Source organism: Arthrobacter sp. JDC6, assembly GCF_056484025.1.
In genome coordinates, this window is record NZ_JBWHZN010000002.1 from 19,651 (window position 1) to 40,172 (window position 20,522).

Genomic DNA, 20,522 nt, shown 5'->3' on the forward strand with positions numbered 1-20,522 from the left:
CCGCCGCCCGTTCGTCCCGAACCAGGCCCCTATGATGGAAGCATGCGTCCGTGCTGGGAGCTTCATGTGGAGCCGGAGCCGCGAGCTCCCCTCGATGGCGTCGCCCGTGACCTCGGCCTCGTTTCGGACGTCTCTGCGGGACGACGGGGGGCGGTGATGCGTCTCTGGCAGCCGGACCGGACCGTCGTGCTGGTCGCGGAGGAAGCGTCTCGCACAGCGCCGCGGGAGGACGTGCCCGTTGTTGCGCGCCCCACGCCCGGTGGGCAGTGGCTTGCTGCCGGACCTGCGGCCATCCTGTGGTCGACGATCGCCACCAGGGAAACGCTCGGGATCAGCGGAACGGAGGACCCGCTCGAAGCCGCGTCTGAATGGGTGCTCGCCTCGTTGCGCCAGCTGGGAATGCAGGTGAGCCTGCAGGCAGGCGGAACGATTTGGACACCGATGGGCGTGGTCGGCGCTTGCGCGGTCGTCAAGCAGGACGGCGTCATCCTCGCGCAGGGCATCGTTGATTATGCAATGGATGCGGGTGATTGCGTGGGGACGGATCCGGTGCCGGCGGAGAACGTCCGTAGCCAATCGGGCTTGCCCTTGCCGCTCGTTATCGATCGTTTCGCGCGCATGGCGCGCACGCTCTTCCGGGCAAAGGTCATCTCGCCGGCATCCGGGTCGGCCTTACCTCGGTCCTGAGGCAAAGACGGGGTGTGTCCCAGGAGGGTTTCTGGGACACCCCCTGTTGAACGTCGGTGATCAGCCCGTGTAGGCCTTCGTGATGAGGTCGACGTACTCCTGTGGTGAGCCCATCACGTCGTTGACGAGCTTCTGCACGTCGTCGCCGCTCGTATAGTGGACCGGCCGCTTGGTGTCGGCGGCAGCCTTGATGAAGGCCTTGTCGGTCATGACCTTCTCGAAGGCGTCGCGGATTGTCTGCAGCGTGCCCGGGTCCATTCCTGGGGGGGCCGCGAGGAGGCGGCCGCTGGAGATGAGCTTCGTGTGCAGCGTTGCGAGTTCCTTCTGGTCGCCCTTCACCACGTCGAGGAGGTTGTCGACGTCCTTGATCTCCTTCTCACCGGTGTTCTCGCCGATGACGAGGATCGGTTTAAGATCGCCGGCGTTGATACCTGGCTGCTGGCTGCCGAACGAGCGCGAATGCAGCTCGACGTTGCCCTGGATAACGTTGAGGCTGGCCTCGTTGCTGGACTTGAAACCGGTCACGACCTGGTTGTCCATGCCAAGGAGCTGGTTCAGAACTACGGCGTCGATGTACTCGTTTGAGCCGGGGCCGGTGGCCGCGAAGCGTTTGCCAGCGATGTCGTCCACTGACGCGATGCTGGAGGACTTGCTGGTGGCGAGCACGTCGGGTTCGGAGCTGATTTGGCCGATGTAACTCATTGTCTTCGCGTCGTACCGGACGCCGTTGGTCTTCGCGATCGCAGCACCGAGGTGGCCGGGGCCGTTGAGCAGCACGAGGGTTTTCCCGTCCGGCTTGGCGTGCACGGACTCGTTCGTGGCGAGGATGCCGCCCGCGCCGGGCTTGTTCTCGACAATTACTGTAGCGCCGAGCTCGTCGGCAAGCTTCGGGGCCAACATGCGGGCGTAGGCGTCGTAGCCCCCGCCCGGGTCGAACGGGACGACCAGCGTGATCGTCTGGTTTTTCAGTTTGGCCGCTGCGTCCTCCGGGGAGGTTGACGCGCCGGTGGCACCTGCCGACGAGCAGCCTGTGAGTGCGCCGCCGGCGAGGGCGAGGGCGGCGAGGCCGAGTGCGAGCTTACGCATTGGGACGGGTCCTTTCGATTTTGGTGCGCCCGGACCATAGGCGGCCGGGCGGTGACGCGGGAAGGGAGAGCAGGGAAACGGGCGCTCAGGCGAGGCCGAGCAGCCCGCCCGGCAGCGGCAGTTTGAGGGCGATCGCGAAGACCACGTAGATGACGCCGCCGAGCAGGGCCGCGTAGATGGCGGCGAACCACCACGACTTGGCGGTTTGGAAGCGCAGGTAACCTACGGTGAAGGCGACCATGGCGAGGTAGATACCGAAGACCGACAGTGCGACAAAGAAGCCGCCGAGCCAGCCGAGCGAGGTGATCCAGTCCCGCGTCGAGAGGTTCTTGAAGAACTCGTACTCCTGCTCGGCCACCGACTTGGCGGCCTCGGGCACGTTGGTCTTCGGGGCGGCCGGCTTGGGCGGGAAGAACAGCACCCGTACGAGTAAGGAGGCGCTGGCAATCACACCCACGCCGCTGACGCCGAGAGGGAAGTAGGCGGCGAGGTCCCTCCAGCCCGTGGCCATCAGGAACGCCACGACGAACACGACGAGCAGCACGGATGTGATGATCAGATCGGGCTTGTGCACGTGGCGCCCCCGCGAGCCGCCCTCGCCGTCGCCTTCGATGGAGTGGATCATTTCGGTGCTCATACGAGACCTCCGGTGGCCAGGAGCTCGCGCTTATCGGCGCGCTTTTTGCGAGCGGTGCGGACCGCGGTGAACATGATCATGCCGGCGATGATGACCTCGATGACGATCACGCCGGGCCGGCTGAGCCAGTTGAACTGGAACAGCGCGTAGCTGACGGTGAAGTACCGCTCGAGGATCTCGCCGAGCACCAGACCAAGCAGCAGCGGGATGCGGGGCCACTTGAAGCGGCTGCACATCACGCCGATGGCGAGGAAGACGAGCATGATCCAGACGTCGTCGAGCGAGCTGGTGTTCGAGAATGCGCCGATGGTGAGCATCGTGATGAGAAACGGTACGAGCAGCCTTCCGGTCACCGAGGTGAGCTTGGCAAGGGGACGGATCAGCAGGTAGCCGAGGATGACAGCCGCGATCGTGCTCAGCACGATGATCCACACGAGCGAGAGCGTCACGTTGAGGTGCTCGCCCAGCATCTCGGGGCCAGGATTCAGGCCGAGGATCAGGAACGCGCCGAGTAGCACCGCCATGCTCGCGCCCGACGGCACGCCGAAGGCGATCGTCGGTACGAGGTGGCCCCCGTCCTTCGCTGTCGTGGTCGCACCTGCGGCGATCACGCCCTCGATCGAACCGTTGCCGAACTCCTCGGGATGCTTCGAGGTTTGCTTGGCGTGGCCGTAGGCGATGAACTGGGACACCGATCCTCCGAGACCGGGCATCATTCCCAGGACGGCACCGATGGCACTGGTGCGCAGCATCAACGACCAGTGGCGAAAGGAATCCTTGACGCCGACGAGGATGCCGCCAAGGTGTGGCGGCACGGCCGTCTTGGTGTCACCGTCTTTGTCGAGCATGGACTGCAGCACTTCGGCACCGCCGAGGAGACCGACGACGACGGGGACAATGCCGATGCCCTCCCAGAGGTGCAGGCTTCCGAAGGTGTACCGGGCCGCACGCGACTCTGATCTGCCTGAAAACGGCCATTGATTCCGACGATGCTTCTTCACGGAATCGAGAGGGGTTGACGAACCTCACATTTTGCGTCATCCTCTTGATTACAGAAACCTTCTCTGCAACACAGAGAAGACATGCGGGCCCAACGAAGGAGACCTCTCATGACAGACCAGACCAGCGTTATCCAGGACGTGCAGCGCGGCATGATTCCTGCACACATTTACAACGATAAGGAGATCTTCGAGCTCGAAAAGGAGCGCCTATTCGGACGGAGTTGGCTCTTCGTTGCCCACGAGTCCGAAGTGCCCGAAGCCGGCGACTACGTAGTGCGCCGTGTACTCGAAGATTCATTCATCATTTCCCGAGACGAAAAGGGCGAGATCCGTGCTCTCTTTAACATGTGCCTCCACCGGGGAATGCAGGTCTGCCGGGCCGAGATGGGAAACGCCTCGCATTTCCGCTGCCCCTACCACGGCTGGTCCTACCGCAACGATGGTCGCATCGTGGGTCTGCCGTTCCACAAAGAGGCCTACGGTGGGGAAGAAGGCTTCAAGAAAAAAGGTCAGACTCTGCTCCCCGCTCCTTCTCTGGGGGTATACAACGGTCTGATTTTCATCAGCCTTGACCCTGACGCGGAACCCCTTGAGGACTTCCTGGGCGACTTCAAGTTCTACATGGATTACTACACCAAGCAAAGCGCTGACGGCATCGAACTCCGGGGCCCCCAGCGCTGGCGTGTCAAAGCGAACTGGAAGATCGGCGCCGAAAACTTCGCCGGCGACATGTACCACACTCCCCAAACGCACACGTCAGTTGTTGAAATCGGTCTCTTCCGCGAACCCAAGGCTGAGAAGCGCAAGGACGGAACAACCTACTGGGCCGGCAACGGCGGCGGTACCACCTACAAGCTCCCCGAGGGCACCTTGGAGGAACGGCTTCGCTATGTCGGCTACCCCGACGACATGATCGCGCGGATGAAGGAGCAATGGAGCCAGGAGCAGCTTGATGTAGTCGGCAAGGACGGATTCATGGTCTCGGCCGCATCGGTCTTCCCAAACATGAGCTTCGTCCACAACTGGCCCCGCGTAGAAGAGGACTCCGACGAAGTCCTGCCGTTTATCTCCATCCGCCAATGGCAGCCCATCAGCGAGGACGAGACCGAAATCGTTTCGTGGTTTGCCGTGGACAAGAACGCGTCAGAGGAGTTCAAAGCCCTTTCGTACAAGGCATATCTCATGTGCTTTGGCAGCGGCGGCATGTTTGAACAAGACGACGTTGAAAACTGGGTCTCGCTGACGAGCACGGCGGGCGGCCCTATGGCCCGCCGCCTCCTGCTCAACAGCCGGATGGGCATGCTGGAAAACGGGCAGAACGTCGTAGAACCCCTGACCTCAGATGAGTATTCAGGACCAGGTTCCACACGAATCGGCTACAGCGAATACAACCAGCGTGAACTCCTGCTGCGGTGGGCTGATCACCTCGAACGACCGATGGAGAAAGCGGCCCAGCTGCACGTCGGAACCGATCCTATTCAGGCACCCGCGGCCACCGAGGCGGATCCTTCACGGGCCGCCGTCGGGAGCACTGCCATCCCAGCCGACCCGATCCTCACAAAGGAGGCCTAGGCCATGAGCGTTGAAACCGATCGCAACGGCAAGACCCTTTCGGAGCAGTCTGTTCTCGGTGGCCATGCCCCACGCACCCAGAGGATAGGGGAATCCCTCCCGTTCGATGATGCGCTCCACCTTCAGGCGCACCGTTGGCTGGTTGACGAAGCCTACCTCCTGGACGCCCAGGACTATGACGCATGGATGGCACGGATTGCTGAGGACGTGCATTATCTGATGCCCGTGCGGGTGACGACCGCCCTGGGTGCCGGCTACAGCACGTCCCCCGGTATGGCCCATCTTGATGAAAACAGGTACTCGCTCAGCCGACGGGTAGCCCGGTTTGCCACAGAGCATGCCTGGACCGAAGACCCTCCCTCACGGTTGCGCCACTACATCACGAACGTTCGGACGTTCCGCACAGACAACCCGAACGAAATCATCGTTGATTCGGCGGTGCTGCTCTTCCGCAGCAGGGGCGATGTACGGGAGGCCGCTACGGTGTCCGCCGGACGTGAGGACCTTCTGCGCCGCACCGGTACCGGATGGGAACTGGCGCGTCGGACCATCATGGTGGATGAGTCGGTTATCCGCATGCAGAATCTGGCCATATTCCTATGAAAATTGGTTGGGAAGGCGAGGAAGAAGACCGCCTTGCCGCCATTCGCGCGGCAGAGGAACGCGTCCGGCTGGAAGCGCATGCCACTGGCGCTCCGATCGTGATTGCCAATGAGTTTTCCGAGGTGCACATCACAAGGGTGGAGACCCGCAATGGCTCCCGGCTGATGATCAAATCCCCGCGCTCCGCGCAGTGGGTTTCATTGTGCCCGCTGGAACTCGAGGCGCTGACATGGCAGGCGCCGGCAACGTTTTCGGCCATGATCGGAAATCCATTCGGTCCGCTCATCGCCGAGGATGAACGACCGCCCCAATTCAAGAAGAACAGCAACACTTAGGCCAAGGAGTTTGAGCATGCCAGTCGTAAAAGCAGACCTAGCAGCCTGCCAGGGGTACGCCAACTGCGTTGTCGGGGCGACCGATTATTTTGATCTGGATGACGACGGGATCGTAGTCCTCCTCAAGACTGAAGTACCCGAGGCTGACCGGGCCCGGGTCGTGGAGGCAGCCCGCAGCTGCCCCGTTTCCGCCCTGATAGTGGAGGACTAATTGAATACAGTAACTGTCATCGTGGGCTCCTCCATCGGGGGTGTACGGACCGCACAGTCCCTACGCCTGGAGGGATACGAAGGACGTATCGTTCTCGTCGGTGAAGAAACGGAACTGCCCTACGACAAGCCGCCGTTGTCCAAAACTGTCCTGGCAGGTACAGCAACTGAAGCCTCCATCTGCCTACTGGACCGCGACCAAGCCCAGGAATTAGGAATAGAGCTGCAACTTGGACGTGCAGCAACCGGGATCGACATCGCAGGAAACCTGCTGAATCTGCAAGGTCAGGAAGCTCTGCACTTCGACAACCTGGTCATAGCCACAGGCGCCTCCGCCCGCCCATCGCCGTGGGGGCAGCGGCCTGGCATCCATGTTCTTCGCACCCTCGACGACGGCCGCAGCCTCCGTGCGGACCTCGCGAAGGGTGGACATCTGGCTGTTGTCGGCGCAGGTTTCATCGGCGCCGAAGCCGCGGCGACAGCGCGGGCGCTTGGTCTGGAAGTGACAGTTATCGACCCACTCCCGATCCCTATGAGCCGCATCTTCAACGCGGAAGTCGGACAGTGGTTCGGAGACCTTCACAGTAGCAATGGCGTGAAGACAATCTTTGGTACCGGAGTCGAGTCCATCGACGGCGAACAGGGCTCTTTCGCCCTGCGGCTTACCAACGGTCAGAACCTGGAGGCCGCCACAATTCTGGTCGGCATTGGCGCCGTTCCCAACGACGCCTGGCTCGCATCTTCCGGTCTGCTCGTGGACAACGGCCTGGTGCTCGACGAATACTGCCGCACCGTGGATGCCCCACACATATATGGCGTCGGCGACGTTGCACGATGGCGGCACCAAAAACATGGCGAAGATATCCGGATCGAGCACTGGACCAACGCCGTCGAGCAGGCCGCGTGCGTGGCTTACAACATCACGCATCCGGAGACTCCCCGCGCCTACACTCCCGTCGAGTACGTCTGGAGCGACCAACACGATTGGAAGATCCAGGTGGTAGGCCGGGTGGGCGGAAAGGCTGAACACGTCGTTATCGGACATCCGGAAGTTCACGGGCGCTTCGCCGCGCTATATACGGTTGACGGCACCAGCCTGAGTGGTGCCGCCATCGTGAACTGGCCTAAGGCGCTCCTGGCCTGCCGCCGCGGCATGGGTACGGGAATAACAGTTCAAGAACTGCGGGAGAAACTCGAACCAATGCTAGACCCCCAACCCTTGGCGGCATCCTGATGGGACAGACTTGGTCACCCCTGACACATGCAGGGGCGAGGGAAGCGATTGCTTTGGCCTGCCGTGTGCTGGCACACCGTGGCCTGGCAGACGGCATCCTCGGCCATATCAGCCTTCGAATCGGCGAGAACAGCCTGCTGGTCCGATGTAGGGGTCCCCAGGAGCGCGGGCTGGCATTCACCGAAGCCAGCGACATCCGTTTGGTCGACCTTGACGGCAACCCCGCTGCTGAAGGCGAGTTGGAGGGGGGATACTCCGCCCCTAACGAACTCCCCCTGCACACGGAACTGTTACGCCAACGCCCCGACATCAACGCGGTCGTCCACGCGCACCCGCCTCGGGTCGTCGCAGCTGACCTCGCCGGGCTTGGCATCCGCCCGATCGTCGGAGCCTTCGATATTCCAGGCACCCGCCTGGCAGCAGGCGGGGTACCCGTGTATCCGCGGGGAGTACTGGTCAGGAACCGCCAGTTGGCTGCGGAAATGCTCCACGCCATGGGTGATCGTCCTGTCGTGCTGCTCCGCGGACACGGGCTGACCAGCGCCGCAGGGAGCGTGGAGCAAGCAGTACTCCAGGCAATCAGCGTAGATACCCTTGCAGGGTTGTCGCTTCAGGTGACTTCAGCTGGGGGAGCGCTCAAAGACCTCCCAGACTCGGACATGGCTGAACTGCCAGACCTCGGTGGGTCGTTCAACACGCAAACGGCTTGGAGACACGAACTCGCTCGGATTAACGCTGCATGGTGAAGCTAGCCGACAGGAGCGTACAGACTCTCATCCCGGGGACGGAGGGGACATCTGACATGTCTTCTGACCCTATGAACGGCACATCCAAACACGGCCCGCCACCGCAGTACCCCATCGAATCTGTTGACAATGCATTGCGACTGCTCCTGCTATTCGAAACCCAGCCCAGCATCCGGTTAACAGATGCGAGCAACTATCTTGGTGTTGCATCGTCGACAGCGCACAGGCTTATGGGGATGTTGCTCTACCGAGGCTTCGTGCGACAAAACCCGGCTACTCGCGCATATGAACCAGGCCAGGCGCTCAGTTCCATCGCCTTCGCCATCAGACGCCAGGTAGACATCAGGGCCCTCGCTCGTCCCGTACTTGAACAGCTGTTCCAACAAACCGGGGAAACAGTCCACTTCGCCACGCTCGAGAGGACAGACGCCCGATTCCTTGATGCCATTGAAAGCTCAAGGGCAGTGCGGGTGGGCTCCCGCCAAGGCATCACGCTGCCAGCCAACTGCACTGCGACAGGAAAAGCGATGCTGAGCCGGCTCACTCAGGAGCAGCTACGGGCCCTGTACCCGAATAAGGAACTCCCCGTGCTGACGGAAAACTCAATCAAGACAAGAACAAACCTCGAAGCCGAGCTTGATGAGATCCGCCGAGCGGGATACGCCACGAGCAGAGAGGAAAGTGAAGACGGAGTTACGTCGGTCGCCGTGGCTATTACGGGCCCGTCCGGGGCGCTTTTCGGGATTAACGTTTCGGTGCCGGCTCACCGGATGTCGGACAAGTTGCGCGCGGAACTTGGGGGAATGATCCGCGTCGCCGCTGAAAATTTGCAAGGCCTGCTGCTTTAGCCGGCTGCAACCCACAATGCGGTCGGTCCCGCTTGTTACTCCAGTAGCCCGTTGATCTTTGATCCTCTGCCAAGGTGACCCTGATGCCTTGCCCTTGAGATGCTACAGATGTCGCAGGGCGGTCGTAGTTGGTTGCTGTAAACGTAAGCCAATCAGCGGCGCACCGCGAAGGGATCCCTTTCTCGTTGTCGGCCCCCGGCATCAGTGGCCCCAGCCACGGCCGGAGTGAACTGAGCGCGACACTTCACTCCAAAAAAACCAATATCATCACTCGCACTGACATTTCTGATTACAGTCAGTCAGCTTGGAGAAACGGATGCAGGAACTGCGGCAGGCTTCAGTCGCTATACCTTTCTACAGGGACGAGAAGGGGAATCTTCGCTTGGTACTGATCAAACGATCAAACTATGGACAACATGGAAGCCAGATTTCGCTGCCTGGAGGCAATCGGGAACCACAGGACGAAGGTGCTTGGGACACTGCCCTTCGTGAAACTATCGAAGAGCTGGGATTGAGCACCAAGCAAATTGTTTTACTCTCTCAACTCGAACCAATTGATACCCACGTAACCCGCTATCGAGTTTCACCTTTCGTAGTCCAACTGCAGGGGATCACACCAAGCTTTGTATGGAAGCCTCAAATGGCGGAGGTCGAGGAGGTGGTCGATGTACCAGTGAATGTGCTGGCCTCCGAAACTGCAGCAGGAGAAGAAGAACTATGTTTTCCGGGCTGGAACACTCGGAGGAAAGTCCCCGTGCGGAGGTTTCAGGGGCATACAGTTTGGGGCCTAACCCTCCGAATCCTCGAGCCCGTATTGCCTCAGGCGCTGGCAGGAAAATGGCCCATATCGTGACGCACATCAGAACCTCTTCGCAAACGATTGCACTCACCAACGCAATCCGGACGTGCGGAAACTGTCCTGAATCATGTGAGTTGACCAACGAATACCCCCGAATCTAGAGGGTTGGGTCGACTGCAGCGAAACGGATTGCGGAGGGAGCCGGTCCCGACGACATGACCAGCCTTGCCGCCTTCCTCCTCTCCGACGAGAGCAGCTACATCACCGGACAAACAATCTCTGTCAATGGAGGGCTGCTTCACAGATAGGAAGTCCTGCTGACAACCCAAAAAAAATCCGCCGCGGTTTCCATGGCCGCTCAGATCCATCGTCAACCGTGGCGCCAGACTGGAAGGCCGGGCGCCAAGGCTGTCTAACAGGACCTGACAAAGTCCCGGCTCGCTCCGTTGCCGCCCGAGCCTGGTTGATCTTCTTTTGGTATGGGATACACCCCCTTCCTCGGGCACTCCCCCGCTCATTTTCGACTGGTAGCGGGACGTGTTGAAGTGGGACGAGTAGAAGTTCTTTTTGACCGGGGCATGTCTGGAGCGGATGTTCAAAATGCGAGTCATTTTTAAAGCCCTGAATGGACCCGGCTTATCGGCCGCATCAGTCGCCTTGAAGTGGCTCTCGGCCCACCAGGTCCGCCGCGCGGTCGTAGTTCATCACAAGTGTCGGGGTGCCGAGAGTTAATCGTCTTTGAGCAACATGGATAACTGAGACACTCGTGTGCCTGTATATGGTGACCTCCGGGAAGCTTTCGTTGATGACTTTCCAGTGCGCACCAGGGATGGTGTGGGTCAATACATCGCCCAGGAACATTCCTATGGGCCTGACCAGCGCTTCCAGGGATGCCTTGTCTTCTGCGCTCCCTATCAAAGAATCGACTGCTACCAGTCCTTGTCGTGAGCGGGGAATCGACATACCCTTCTTCCGGCATAACTCGAGTAATTCGTCGTAGCCTCCAACATTGGTCGGGGGAGGCTTAATTTCTCCGGGAATAGCAGGTCTGTACTCGGCATATTTCCTGGCCATCCCAGGGGGCAGCGACTGCAGAGGCTCGTCGATTCCGTCCGGGTGACACATGCGGCCATGCTACTTCACCGTCCGAAGCGGTTCCTCGAGTCCGCCTCTTGTGTGGAAAGTGGACATGTATTCCATGTAGTTTGCCGACGACGCCAGGGCATGGCGATCGATCGTGGCCGGGGAGTAGCCAAGGGCTTCAGCGATGATGGCCACGGGTGCGAGTTTGGTGAGTTCGTGAAGTGTTCCGAGCCTGGCCGCCCGACTGCTGAAAGCCGTGCTTAGCCGCTGGGTGAGGGTTGAGGCCTGGAGGTGCCGGCCTGGCGAGCCGCCTCTGAATACCCAGTTGCTGTTGGGGTGCGCGGCCGTTTGATGGTGGGTTGGCGTGACTGCTAGTTCTCGCCAGGGCTCATCGAGCGGAGGTGTGAGAGCGATTTCGACGGTTCCGAGGGTGATGGTGACGATTTCCTCGGTCACGGTGACGTTGTCCCAAGTGAGTTTGACGATGCCGGAGACTTGCTGGCCGAAGACCAGGACGAGGATAGCCGCTGCCCGGTCTCTGGGGTTCATGTCGGTCGTGTGGCTCAGGTTCTGGACGAGGCCGTTCTGGGCGGCTGCGTCGAGTCGTGGGCTGGTGCCGCGGCGGTGGGGCTGCAGTTGCAGGGAAGGGTCGATGAGGTTGGTTTTGGTTGCCCAGTCGAGGAAACGTGAGGCGATGCCTCGTGTCGTCGGGCCTTCCGCCTGCCATCGGTCCAGGTGCGCTTGATTCACTTCGGCGAGTTCGGCACCTTGATCGCTGAGCCAGTTCAGAAGTTCTACGGCGACGGTGACTGCCTGTTTGGCCCGCAGGAACGTTCCTCGGGTGACTTCGTCCATCTGGTTCATGCGGCGCTGGTGGTGCCAGCGGATGTAGAGGCGCATGATGTCGCGGTGGCTCGGGCTGGTGATCCTGTCGAGGGCTTGCTCGGCCCAGTCGCTGAACCTAATGCTAAGTTCATCGCGACGGGGCAGCGCATGGTGTTCGACGAGTAGGCCGCGGACGTATTCGCGGGTCCGGGACGCCGGTAGTTCGTCGAGGCGGGCGTGGGTGATCACAGGCTCGGCTGCCAGTTGTTGAAGGAATGCCGTGACGTGCGACTGCTGGATCCACGTGAGTCCGCTATTGGCGCGTTTCATGGACTTCAGAGCGGTGCCAATTACCTGAAGAGCGGCGGAGGGCGGCTCGTTGTCTGGGCTGAGGAGTCGGTCAATGGTCAGTGTAAGGATGCATGACCAGCAGCGGTTGCCGGAGTGGAGTTCGCCTTCCGTCCCGCATCCGATGCAGTCAACGTTGAGCTGAACTCCGGAGCATTTCCGGCAGGCCGGCAGGGTGTCGACGCGTCCGGGCAGCACGCCGTTGTGGCCGCAGGCGCAGGTGCCTCGGGTTCTTTTGGCCTGCTGGTAGCAGTAGCCGCAGATTCCGGCGTCGGGCCACCGGACGGCGATTTTGTGGTGTTCGCCGCATCGCCCGCAGGCTTCCGGCCATTTGGTAGGGTCGCCGGCTTTGCGTGGCCTAGTCATCTTCTTCCGGAGGCAGGACGCGGATCCGGCGGGCGATCGGCGCTCCAGGTGTGATGCCCAGGTCTTCTGGCCGCTTGGGTGCGTTGGCGGTTTTGGCGGCGCGCATCTGGACGTAGGGTTCGAACAGGTCGTTGGACGTGCATTCGAGGATGTCACAGAGGGCCGCGAAGGTCTGGGCAGGAATGCGTTCGGGTGTACCGGTGACCAGTCGGTGGACCTGCGCGTTGGAGAGGTTGATGCCCCGGGCTTTGAGTAGGGGGAGCAGTTCGGTGGTCTTCCAGAGGTTCCGTCGAGCCATCAGTTGCCGGAGGTTCCAGCGGTAGCCGATCCGTCGCTGTTCAGCCATGATCGTTCCCCTCGCCGTCGCCGCTGCGTAGCCGCTGGGCGATCATTTTCTGGATGGTCTTCTGTTTGAAGTCCGCCGACACGGAAGTATAGAGGGCTGTGGTCGAGGAGTAGCTGTGCCCGACCTGTTGTTGCATTATCTTGAGCCCGTCGGGCTCCTGTGCCTCTGGCCTGCGGTTTTGGGTTGGTGGGTGTGTCCGGGACGTGCATGACGGTGGCATTGGGTGTCCTTTCATTCTCGTGGATCTGTTATGGATTCGGGATGGTCGCTGGGTCTGGTGATGGACTTTGGCGGCGTTGTCCGAGGGCGTGTGCGAGTTGCTGTCGCAGTCGTTGGTTCTCGTCGTTGAGTCGTCGGATTCTGTCGTTGGCCGCTTCGAGTCGTTGCCGTAGCGAGGCCTCGCTTGCCCGCTGTGGCTGTGATGCCGGTGTGGGCTCCGCTGAGGCGTGGTTTTGGCGGAGGCGTTCGATTTCGGCGCGGAGGTCGGGCTGGGTGTAGAGCCAGGACCGGGAGACTCGGGCGTATTTGGCGACGGCGTCGAAGGTGACCGGTCGGCCTTCCGCGTGCAGCGTGCGCAGCGCTTGGACGGCTTTGGACCGGGTGAGAGCGGCGCGCTGCTGTGCAGCTTTGATCAGGTGCCGGCTGTTGTCGGGGCGGTTCATCCGGCGGCCTCGGCTGGTGCGGTGTCGTCGAGGGAGTCGATGATGCGGTCCAGGTTGTGCAGCACGGCCTGGTTCATCTCGATGAGCCGGGTCTGTCCGCGGGCCTCGGCCGCGGAGAGGATCTGGACGGTCTGGCGGCGCTGCTCTTGGTGCTGGGGGAGGAATTCGGCGGTGGTGACAAACATGGGACAGGTCAGGCAGGCGTTGGCGTGCGGGCAGGTTTTCTGAACCGGCAGCCCGCAGAATCCGTTCGGCAAGCTCTGCGTCGCGCGGCCGAGGCGTTGTTTGGCCCAGCTGGCTTCGGCGAGAGGTCCTTGCGGGTCAATGGTGATGGTGTCGCCGTTGATGTTGACCTTGCGGGCTTTCTCCCAGTGGCGACGCACGGTCGTGTCATGCAGCCGGGCGTAATGGGCGGTCATCTCCGCCGAGGTGTGATCGAGGAGGACCCGGACAACTTCCTGAGGAACGTCGCGGTTGATCAGTGTTGTCCCGAAGGTGTGGCGCCACTGATGCGGAGTCAGGCGCACCTCTTGCCCGTGTTCGTCGCGAATGTCGCAGCGTTCCAGCCAGTCTTCAAGCTGTCCGCGGTAGGAGTGTGTGGTGAGCGGTTTTGCTCCGTCGGGGTTCATCTTCGGGGCCGGGAACAGCCAGTTGCTGCCTTCGGGGAATCGTTCGCGGACGCGTCGTTGCTGATCGAGGATGGCGGTATGGACTTCCTCGTCGAGGGGTACGAGGGCTTCGCGTTTCATCTTCCGGTTCATATAGCGAAGGTATGGGGCGCCGTCACCGTCACGGACCACGCCGTCTGATACCAGGTTGCAGGCGTCCCCGACGCGCAGTCCGCAGCGCATCAGTATCAGTGTGAGTAGCCGACTGTCGGGGCTGGTCCATTTGCCGAGGTTTTCGGGTTGGTCGAGTTGCGCCATGATGTGATCGGCCAGGGCTCTGGGCAGTCGTTTGGCTGGTCGTGGGAAGTCTTCGGGGTAGAAGTTCGCCGATGCCGGCAGGTCCTTGGCCCGGTCGTGGCGGCGGATCGCGGCGAAGAAGGCGTTCAGGGAGCTGATGTCGCGGCCACGGGAAGTCACGGCCCGTTTATCCCGGGCGAGTTCGGCGAGGAAGCGTTCCAGGATGCCGCGGTCGATGCAGTCCGGGCCGTCGGAGTGGGGGATGGTGTGGGCGAGGAACGCGGCGAATCGGTTCAGGGCGAGGAGGTCGATGCGGGCTTGGATGATTTCCCTGCCGCTGGTCAGCCGCCATCGGATGAAGCGTTTTGCCATGGTGCGCAGCCACGGTTGCGGGATCTTGTCGAAGCGGAGGGTGCCGCGGGTGTCGGTGTAGCCGAGGCGGTGCAGGGCCCAGACGTCGCGGGAATACTCTGACTCCCAGCCGGTGCCGGCGGCGAGGTCTTCGAGCCGGGTGTAGGCAAATCGCAGGAATGCGAGTTGCCCGTTGTGGCGGTGACTGCGGCCCACCCGGCCGGCGCTATAGAACGCTGCCCACTGGCCAAGATTCCACTCCAGCAGCGAGGTGACGCCGCTGTCGGTGAGGAGCCGGATCACGGGCGTCACAACGGAGGAGCGGGTACTGGCCCGGCGTTCATCGTGGCGGCATTGCAGGGCGTGCTGGAGCTCAAGCCGCAGCTGGGGACGATCTGCCAGGCATCGGAAATCGAACCGGTCCAGGCCCACGCTTTCGCACCGGGCGACGAACTCGTCGATATCCGGTGTGCCAATGGCGTGCCAGCGGGACTTGTGGTTCAGACACAACGGCGAGTTGCCTTGGGCCCAGAGGTCGCAGAACGCGAGCCTGCATTCGGGCCGTTCGGTGGCTGGCTCGGGGGAGAGGGTAGCGAGCCACTTATTCACGTCGGTCTCGCTGGAACGACTGAAGAACCCGTGATGGCTGATGCAGAGGCCGCGTCTGGCCGAACCGAAGCGGCACCAGGTGACGGTGCATGCCGCCAAGGGGCCGTCGCCTACGGGTAATGGGCCGGGGCTGGCGAGGAATGACTCCAATTCGGGGCGTCCTTGGTCCAGCCAGCGCTTGTAGTGGCTTTTGCAGAACCCTTTCACCGTACGTTGCCGTTCACACTTGTCGATCCGGCAGGGCTCGGTGTTGAAGACGAGGGAGCCTGGGGCCGGGATCACGATTTCGGGTCTGAATTCGGGCCGGACGGTGCCCATGAGCTTAGCCAACAGACCGCGACCGTCCTCGTTTTCATTCAATGCGAGGGAGCTCACCAGGTGACCTCTTTTCCGGTCAGCAGCCCTGCCTTTTCGAGGGCGCGGCGGGCGTCCTCAACAGTGAGGTGGCCGTAGACGTCGATGGTGGTTGCGACCGATGCGTGGCCAAGCAGGCTGCTGATCACTTCGATGGGTGTCCCGGCCCGTAGCAAGCGGGTGGCATAGGTGTGGCGGAACCAGTGCGGGTCAAAATCCACTCCGGTGTTACGGCGCAGCCGCTTCACCAGGTCATAGAATGCCGCGTAGCCCATCGGGCGGCCGCGGGCGCCGGCCCACAGATTCACGAACACGTAGTCGCTGTCCAGATCTCCGTATTCCTCGTGAAGGTAGTCGCCGTAGAGCCGCACGACGTCCGCGCCGATCGGTATCGTGCGCGGCGAAACGGACTTCGCCCGGGCCCGGTTGGCGTTCACCCGCCGGCGGATCGTCAGCTCGCCCTCGGCGACTGCAATGTCCTCATGCCTTAGTCCGAGTGCTTCGCCGATACGGATTCCCGACTCCCACAGCAGGACGAACATGAACCGGTCCCTCAGCCGAGTGCACGCATCCAGCACTGCTTGTGCCTGCACCGCAGGCAGGACCGTGGGCAACCTCTTGGGCTCACGCAGCTTCACGATCCGGCGCCGCTGCGGCCTGTCCCCGGCAAGGTGGGCAAGGAACGGTCTCCATCCCGTTCTTCGGTGCCGGACCGTTTCGAACTCGGTGACAAGGTCGCCCAGCGGAACCCCATGACGGGAGTGAAACACGTAGAAGCCGCCCACCGCCGCGAGCTTGCGGTTCACCGTTCCCGGCCCGCAGTGATGGGAAGCCGACGGCAGCAGCGTCACGTCCGCGGCGCGCCCGGCAGGCGGAAGCCGCAGCCAGGCGAGAAACTCGCCGACGTTCTCCAAGGCCACCTGGCGCCAATCAATGCCGCGGTGGCGAAGAAAGACGAACCAATCCTTGAGATCATGCGCATACGCCTTGAGCGTGTTCGGCGACCTCTCGACGTCGGTCAGGTAAGCCAGGAACCGCTCCACCGGCTCGACGACACCATGATCATCAAGCACAGTCCACGACTCAAGCGGCGAACCGGACACCAAAACTCGTTGAACCTGCATGAACCCTCCCGCGATCCCGTGTGATGGACAGCTTCAGATAAGCACCTCCATCACGCGGAACTGTGCGGTTACGGGCCTCGTGCTGCACGTCAAAGACACCCCGGTTCCGGCCCCAGATAAGCTGGATGAACAGCGGGTCGTAGCCGGCCTCGATCAGATGAGTGACGTACGAGTGCCTCAGGGTGTGCAGGGTCAGTTCCTCCGGCAGGCCGGCGATCGTCCGCACCCGCTGAAAAGACCGGTCGAAGTTGCGGAAAACAGTGGAACCAGAGCGCTCCGAAGGCCACAGGCTAGCGGACCGGTCAGCGGTCGGGAAACGTTTCCGGCCGTCAGGGGAGAGCCAGTGCTCAAGGAGCCCAACCACCCAATCGAACTCGGGAACCGTCAGAACGGTGCGCCGTCGGGGTCCGGAACCCTTGGTTCCCTTGGCCCACCGCACCTGGAGTGCCCCGAAGCGGCCGAACTGCTCGACGTGCGGATTGGGACCAAAATCGACGTACTCGAGCATCACCAGTTCGCGCCGCCGCAGCCCGTATGCATAGCCCACCTTGAACGCCGTCGAGTCCCTGAATGCTGGCAGCCAGCGTTTGGAACCCTTGGCGAACTCTGTGTCGACCAGGTCGTCGGCAGCGTCGAAGAACGTCTGCAGTTCTGTCCGGGTGAACGCCCGGCGGCGTGCCGGCAGGGCATCGTCCGTCGTGTGTCGTGGCGAGTTCCACTCGAACACGACCTGCACCGGAATGTCCGCGAAGACCCGCTCACAGAACGTGGCCCAACCGTAACGCCCGTCCGTTAGATAGGAACAGAAAGCCCTGATGGCCCCGGAGTTTGTCCTCAGGGTTGATAACGCCAACCCTTTCTCTGAGCTGCGGCGGTCTGCCAGAAATTCATCCACGTGATGCGCCGACCACGTCCACGGATACTCGTTCGCGTGCTCCTGGAACTTCTGGATCGTCCCGCATGAGCTCTTGATGTACGACGTCGACAGACCGCGAGCCAGCATCTGTGCACGCCAGCCATCCACCATCGCCTCGAAGACTCGATCCTCGGCACGCAGCAGCCCGACATTCGCGTTGGTCAGAAAGGCCGGAATCCGCCCAGATTCGATACTCACTGAGCTAACTGTACGCAAAAATCTCTCATCTAATGAGAGACTACGTCACTGTGCCGCGGCGTCCCGCGCAAACGCTGACTTCCAGCAATCGACGTCAATTGGTCATTGCACCGCACTGACCTGCGCAAACATCAAAAAACAGGATGAGACGAGTTCTCTAATCTACTTCTACTCGTCCTACTCAAACGCCGATAATGGAGATTATGTAAAGCTGTACTCTGCGTATTGCATCAGATGAATCAATCCACCCCGATCCCCTATGGTTGCTTGGCTCGGCTCCTGAGCCTCGAATTCCGCGGATTTGTAGGCGGAACTCGGCTGATGCGCAGTCACGCAAGCCGCTCCATGCGGACCAAAGCGTCGGCGCTTGAGCGTCCCTGAAGGGCGTTTGACCTGCGGTTTTGCGCTGATGATGCATTTAATGAATCATTGATTCAGTTATTGAATGTGGTTTGAGGGCGACTTTGGGAGCGAACTGTGGCGGTTGACGGGTCCGGGCGCGTGCTGCAGTTGAATGCCGTTTCGTTGCTGCATCCCGAGGAGCAGACGCTCGAGGACATGTTCACCGGCTGGCGCAACCAGCAGCTCTCCCGGAATCTGCAGTTCGACACGATCGACAAGGGAATCGCCAGTGTCCGCAGGTTCGTGAACCATGTGAACGAGTTTCCGTGGAACTGGGCGCCGGAGCATGTAGAGGAGTACTTCGGTGATCTCCGCTCGATCCGTCAGCTGAAGCACTCCACCGTCCGCGGCTACCAGTCAATGCTCCGCCGTTTCTCGTCCTACGTCTCGAACCCCGATTACGGCTGGGACAGGGTCTGTGAGCAGCGTTTCGGCACGCACCCGTCCCAGGTCTTCTTCGACTGGAACACGGCAACCCACACCCAGGAGTACGAAGGACAGCCGTCGAAGAGGCCCTTTACCAAGGCCGAGTTGCAGATGCTGTTCGATCATGCGGACGACCAGGTCGAGCTCATTGCGGCGTCAGGCAAGAAGGGCTGGAAGGCAGCCTATCGGGACGCCGTCATGCTGAAAATCACCTACTCGTACGGGCTGAGGTTCAACGAGCTGCGTCACCTGCAAACCGTCGATTTCGCAACCAACCCTCAGGCGCGCAGGTTCGGAAAAGCAGGTGTTTGCAAGGTCCGGTTCGGCAAGTCACGCAAGGGTTCCCCCTACAAACCTCGCAGCGTCCTGACCGTCTTCGACTGGAGCGCTGGCATCATCGAGGACTGGCTCGCCAACGGCCGGGGAACTCTCGACACCCTGGATCTTTTCCCCAGCGAACGCGGCGGCCTGATCTGTGAATCAACCCTGCTGCGTCGGCTCCGGCGCTACCTGAACGAGCTGGACCTGCCGCTGGAGGGTCTCGATCTGCACTCCCTGCGCCGCAGCTATGCGACGCACCTGTTGGAGGACGGATGGGATCCTAGATTCGTGCAACTTATCTGGGGCCGGAACCGGGGTGTCTTTGACGTGCAGCACGAGGCCCGTAACCGCACAGTTCCGCGTGATGGAGGTGCTTATCTGAAGCTGTCCATCACACGGGATCGCGGGAGGGTTCATGCAGGTTCAACGAGTTTTGGTGTCCGGTTCGCCGCTTGAGTCGTGGACTGTGCTTGATGATCATGGTGTCGTCGAGCCGGTGGAGCGGTTCCTGGCTTACCTGACCGACGTCGAGAGGTCGCCGAACACGCTCAAGGCGTATGCGCATGATCTCAAGGATTGGTTCGTCTTTCTTCGCCACCGCGGCATTGATTGGCGCCAGGTGGCCTTGGAGAACGTCGGCGAGTTTCTCGCCTGGCTGCGGCTTCCGCCTGCCGGGCGCGCCGCGGACGTGACGCTGCTGCCGTCGGCTTCCCATCACTGCGGGCCGGGAACGGTGAACCGCAAGCTCGCGGCGGTGGGCGGCTTCTACGTGTTTCACTCCCGTCATGGGGTTCCGCTGGGCGACCTTGTCACCGAGTTCGAAACGGTCCGGCACCGAAGAACGGGATGGAGACCGTTCCTTGCCCACCTTGCCGGGGACAGGCCGCAGCGGCGCCGGATCGTGAAGCTGCGTGAGCCCAAGAGGTTGCCCACGGTCCTGCCTGCGGTGCAGGCACAAGCAGTGCTGGATGCGTGCACTCGGCTGAGGGACCGGTTCATGTTCGTCCTGCTGTGGGAGTCGGGAATCCGTATCGGCGAAGCACTCGGACTAAGGCATGAGGACATTGCAGTCGCCGAGGGCGAGCTGACGATCCGCCGGCGGGTGAACGCCAACCGGGCCCGGGCGAAGTCCGTTTCGCCGCGCACGATACCGATCGGCGCGGACGTCGTGCGGCTCTACGGCGACTACCTTCACGAGGAATACGGAGATCTGGACAGCGACTACGTGTTCGTGAATCTGTGGGCCGGCGCCCGCGGCCGCCCGATGGGCTACGCGGCATTCTATGACCTGGTGAAGCGGCTGCGCCGTAACACCGGAGTGGATTTTGACCCGCACTGGTTCCGCCACACCTATGCCACCCGCTTGCTACGGGCCGGGACACCCATCGAAGTGATCAGCAGCCTGCTTGGCCACGCATCGGTCGCAACCACCATCGACGTCTACGGCCACCTCACTGTTGAGGACGCCCGCCGCGCCCTCGAAAAGGCAGGGCTGCTGACCGGAAAAGAGGTCACCTGGTGAGCTCCC

21 protein-coding genes and 2 pseudogenes are annotated in these 20,522 nt (G+C 61.8%); 12 read left to right on the plus strand and 11 right to left on the minus strand.

Annotation, left to right across the window (positions count from 1 at the left end):
• Nucleotides 1-156: 156 nt before the first annotated feature.
• Nucleotides 157-687: a lipoate--protein ligase family protein gene (locus ACV095_RS21050; RefSeq protein ID WP_232223687.1), complete on the plus strand. Its 531-nt coding sequence runs from the start codon at nucleotides 157-159 to the stop codon at nucleotides 685-687.
• A gap of 60 nt (nucleotides 688-747) precedes the next feature.
• Here the strand turns inward: ACV095_RS21050 and ACV095_RS21055 are convergent, their stop codons facing one another.
• The 3 genes from ACV095_RS21055 to ACV095_RS21065 form a co-directional block, all read right to left on the minus strand.
• On the minus strand, nucleotides 748-1,773 hold the full coding sequence (locus tag ACV095_RS21055) for a Bug family tripartite tricarboxylate transporter substrate binding protein (RefSeq protein WP_011689773.1): 1,026 nt from the start codon (nucleotides 1,771-1,773) through the stop codon (nucleotides 748-750).
• 85 nt (nucleotides 1,774-1,858) lie between these two features.
• Nucleotides 1,859-2,410 (minus strand): tripartite tricarboxylate transporter TctB family protein, encoded by a 552-nt coding sequence (locus ACV095_RS21060; RefSeq protein ID WP_011689772.1) that lies wholly within the window; start codon nucleotides 2,408-2,410, stop codon nucleotides 1,859-1,861.
• Nucleotides 2,407-3,411 carry a tripartite tricarboxylate transporter permease gene (locus tag ACV095_RS21065; RefSeq protein ID WP_264963365.1) on the minus strand — a complete coding sequence of 335 codons (1,005 nt, stop codon included), beginning with the start codon at nucleotides 3,409-3,411 and terminating at the stop codon, nucleotides 2,407-2,409. The genes ACV095_RS21060 and ACV095_RS21065 overlap by 4 nt, the downstream gene beginning before the upstream one ends.
• 108 nt (nucleotides 3,412-3,519) lie before the next feature.
• Here ACV095_RS21065 and ACV095_RS21070 point away from each other — a divergent pair, with 108 nt between their 5' ends.
• From ACV095_RS21070 to ACV095_RS21110, 9 genes and pseudogenes are all read left to right on the plus strand, one after another.
• The gene (locus ACV095_RS21070) at nucleotides 3,520-4,983 is read left to right on the plus strand and encodes a Rieske 2Fe-2S domain-containing protein (RefSeq protein WP_286404977.1); all 1,464 of its coding nucleotides are present in this window, start codon (nucleotides 3,520-3,522) and stop codon (nucleotides 4,981-4,983) included.
• A 3-nt stretch (nucleotides 4,984-4,986) separates the two neighbouring features.
• Nucleotides 4,987-5,586, plus strand: a complete 600-nt coding sequence (locus ACV095_RS21075) for a 3-phenylpropionate/cinnamic acid dioxygenase subunit beta (RefSeq protein ID WP_013603012.1) — start codon at nucleotides 4,987-4,989, stop codon at nucleotides 5,584-5,586.
• Nucleotides 5,583-5,921, plus strand: coding sequence for a hypothetical protein (locus ACV095_RS21080; protein WP_169094770.1), 339 nt, complete (start codon nucleotides 5,583-5,585; stop codon nucleotides 5,919-5,921). The genes ACV095_RS21075 and ACV095_RS21080 overlap by 4 nt, the downstream gene beginning before the upstream one ends.
• Before the next feature lie 16 nt (nucleotides 5,922-5,937).
• Nucleotides 5,938-6,132 (plus strand): ferredoxin, encoded by a 195-nt coding sequence (locus tag ACV095_RS21085; protein ID WP_013603014.1) that lies wholly within the window; start codon nucleotides 5,938-5,940, stop codon nucleotides 6,130-6,132.
• Complete coding sequence (locus ACV095_RS21090; RefSeq protein ID WP_169094771.1) at nucleotides 6,133-7,365, plus strand: NAD(P)/FAD-dependent oxidoreductase; 1,233 nt, start codon at nucleotides 6,133-6,135, stop codon at nucleotides 7,363-7,365.
• Nucleotides 7,365-8,111: a 3,4-dihydroxyphthalate decarboxylase gene (phtC, locus tag ACV095_RS21095; protein WP_264963784.1), complete on the plus strand. Its 747-nt coding sequence runs from the start codon at nucleotides 7,365-7,367 to the stop codon at nucleotides 8,109-8,111. Before ACV095_RS21090 ends, phtC begins: the two co-directional genes overlap by 1 nt.
• A gap of 71 nt (nucleotides 8,112-8,182) precedes the next feature.
• Complete coding sequence (locus ACV095_RS21100; protein WP_193562614.1) at nucleotides 8,183-8,959, plus strand: IclR family transcriptional regulator; 777 nt, start codon at nucleotides 8,183-8,185, stop codon at nucleotides 8,957-8,959.
• A 316-nt stretch (nucleotides 8,960-9,275) separates the two neighbouring features.
• Nucleotides 9,276-9,812, plus strand: coding sequence for an NUDIX hydrolase (locus tag ACV095_RS21105; RefSeq protein WP_169094772.1), 537 nt, complete (start codon nucleotides 9,276-9,278; stop codon nucleotides 9,810-9,812).
• 152 nt (nucleotides 9,813-9,964) lie between these two features.
• Nucleotides 9,965-10,066, plus strand: a pseudogene (locus tag ACV095_RS21110) (SDR family oxidoreductase); the annotation flags it as partial.
• 340 nt (nucleotides 10,067-10,406) lie between these two features.
• Here ACV095_RS21110 and ACV095_RS21115 read toward each other — a convergent pair.
• The 8 genes and pseudogenes from ACV095_RS21115 to ACV095_RS21150 all read right to left on the minus strand — a co-directional run bounded on the left by ACV095_RS21115 (nucleotide 10,407) and on the right by ACV095_RS21150 (nucleotide 17,845).
• Nucleotides 10,407-10,883, minus strand: a complete 477-nt coding sequence (locus ACV095_RS21115) for a DUF6278 family protein (RefSeq protein ID WP_264963785.1) — start codon at nucleotides 10,881-10,883, stop codon at nucleotides 10,407-10,409.
• 9 nt (nucleotides 10,884-10,892) lie between these two features.
• Nucleotides 10,893-11,996, minus strand: a complete 1,104-nt coding sequence (locus ACV095_RS21120) for a Fis family transcriptional regulator (RefSeq protein WP_350310824.1) — start codon at nucleotides 11,994-11,996, stop codon at nucleotides 10,893-10,895.
• A gap of 376 nt (nucleotides 11,997-12,372) precedes the next feature.
• A complete protein-coding gene (locus tag ACV095_RS21125; RefSeq protein WP_478223500.1) occupies nucleotides 12,373-12,726 on the minus strand; it encodes a helix-turn-helix domain-containing protein in 354 nt (117 codons plus the stop codon).
• Nucleotides 12,719-12,862, minus strand: a pseudogene (locus ACV095_RS21130) (tyrosine-type recombinase/integrase); the annotation flags it as partial. The gene ACV095_RS21125 and the pseudogene ACV095_RS21130, both read right to left, overlap by 8 nt.
• Before the next feature lie 112 nt (nucleotides 12,863-12,974).
• Nucleotides 12,975-13,388: a DUF6262 family protein gene (locus tag ACV095_RS21135; RefSeq protein WP_021474754.1), complete on the minus strand. Its 414-nt coding sequence runs from the start codon at nucleotides 13,386-13,388 to the stop codon at nucleotides 12,975-12,977.
• The gene (locus tag ACV095_RS21140) at nucleotides 13,385-15,571 is read right to left on the minus strand and encodes a tyrosine-type recombinase/integrase (RefSeq protein WP_162520269.1); all 2,187 of its coding nucleotides are present in this window, start codon (nucleotides 15,569-15,571) and stop codon (nucleotides 13,385-13,387) included. The genes ACV095_RS21135 and ACV095_RS21140 overlap by 4 nt, the downstream gene beginning before the upstream one ends.
• A gap of 53 nt (nucleotides 15,572-15,624) precedes the next feature.
• On the minus strand, nucleotides 15,625-16,731 hold the full coding sequence (locus tag ACV095_RS21145; RefSeq protein ID WP_478223501.1) for a tyrosine-type recombinase/integrase: 1,107 nt from the start codon (nucleotides 16,729-16,731) through the stop codon (nucleotides 15,625-15,627).
• A complete protein-coding gene (locus ACV095_RS21150; RefSeq protein WP_462071432.1) occupies nucleotides 16,691-17,845 on the minus strand; it encodes a tyrosine-type recombinase/integrase in 1,155 nt (384 codons plus the stop codon). Before ACV095_RS21150 ends, ACV095_RS21145 begins: the two co-directional genes overlap by 41 nt.
• Before the next feature lie 477 nt (nucleotides 17,846-18,322).
• On the opposite strand from ACV095_RS21150, the gene ACV095_RS21155 reads away from it, so the two are divergent.
• Both ACV095_RS21155 and ACV095_RS21160 read left to right on the plus strand, forming a co-directional pair.
• The gene (locus ACV095_RS21155) at nucleotides 18,323-19,450 is read left to right on the plus strand and encodes a tyrosine-type recombinase/integrase (protein WP_410869368.1); all 1,128 of its coding nucleotides are present in this window, start codon (nucleotides 18,323-18,325) and stop codon (nucleotides 19,448-19,450) included.
• A complete protein-coding gene (locus ACV095_RS21160; RefSeq protein ID WP_478223501.1) occupies nucleotides 19,410-20,516 on the plus strand; it encodes a tyrosine-type recombinase/integrase in 1,107 nt (368 codons plus the stop codon). The genes ACV095_RS21155 and ACV095_RS21160 overlap by 41 nt, the downstream gene beginning before the upstream one ends.
• Nucleotides 20,517-20,522 lie beyond the last annotated feature (6 nt).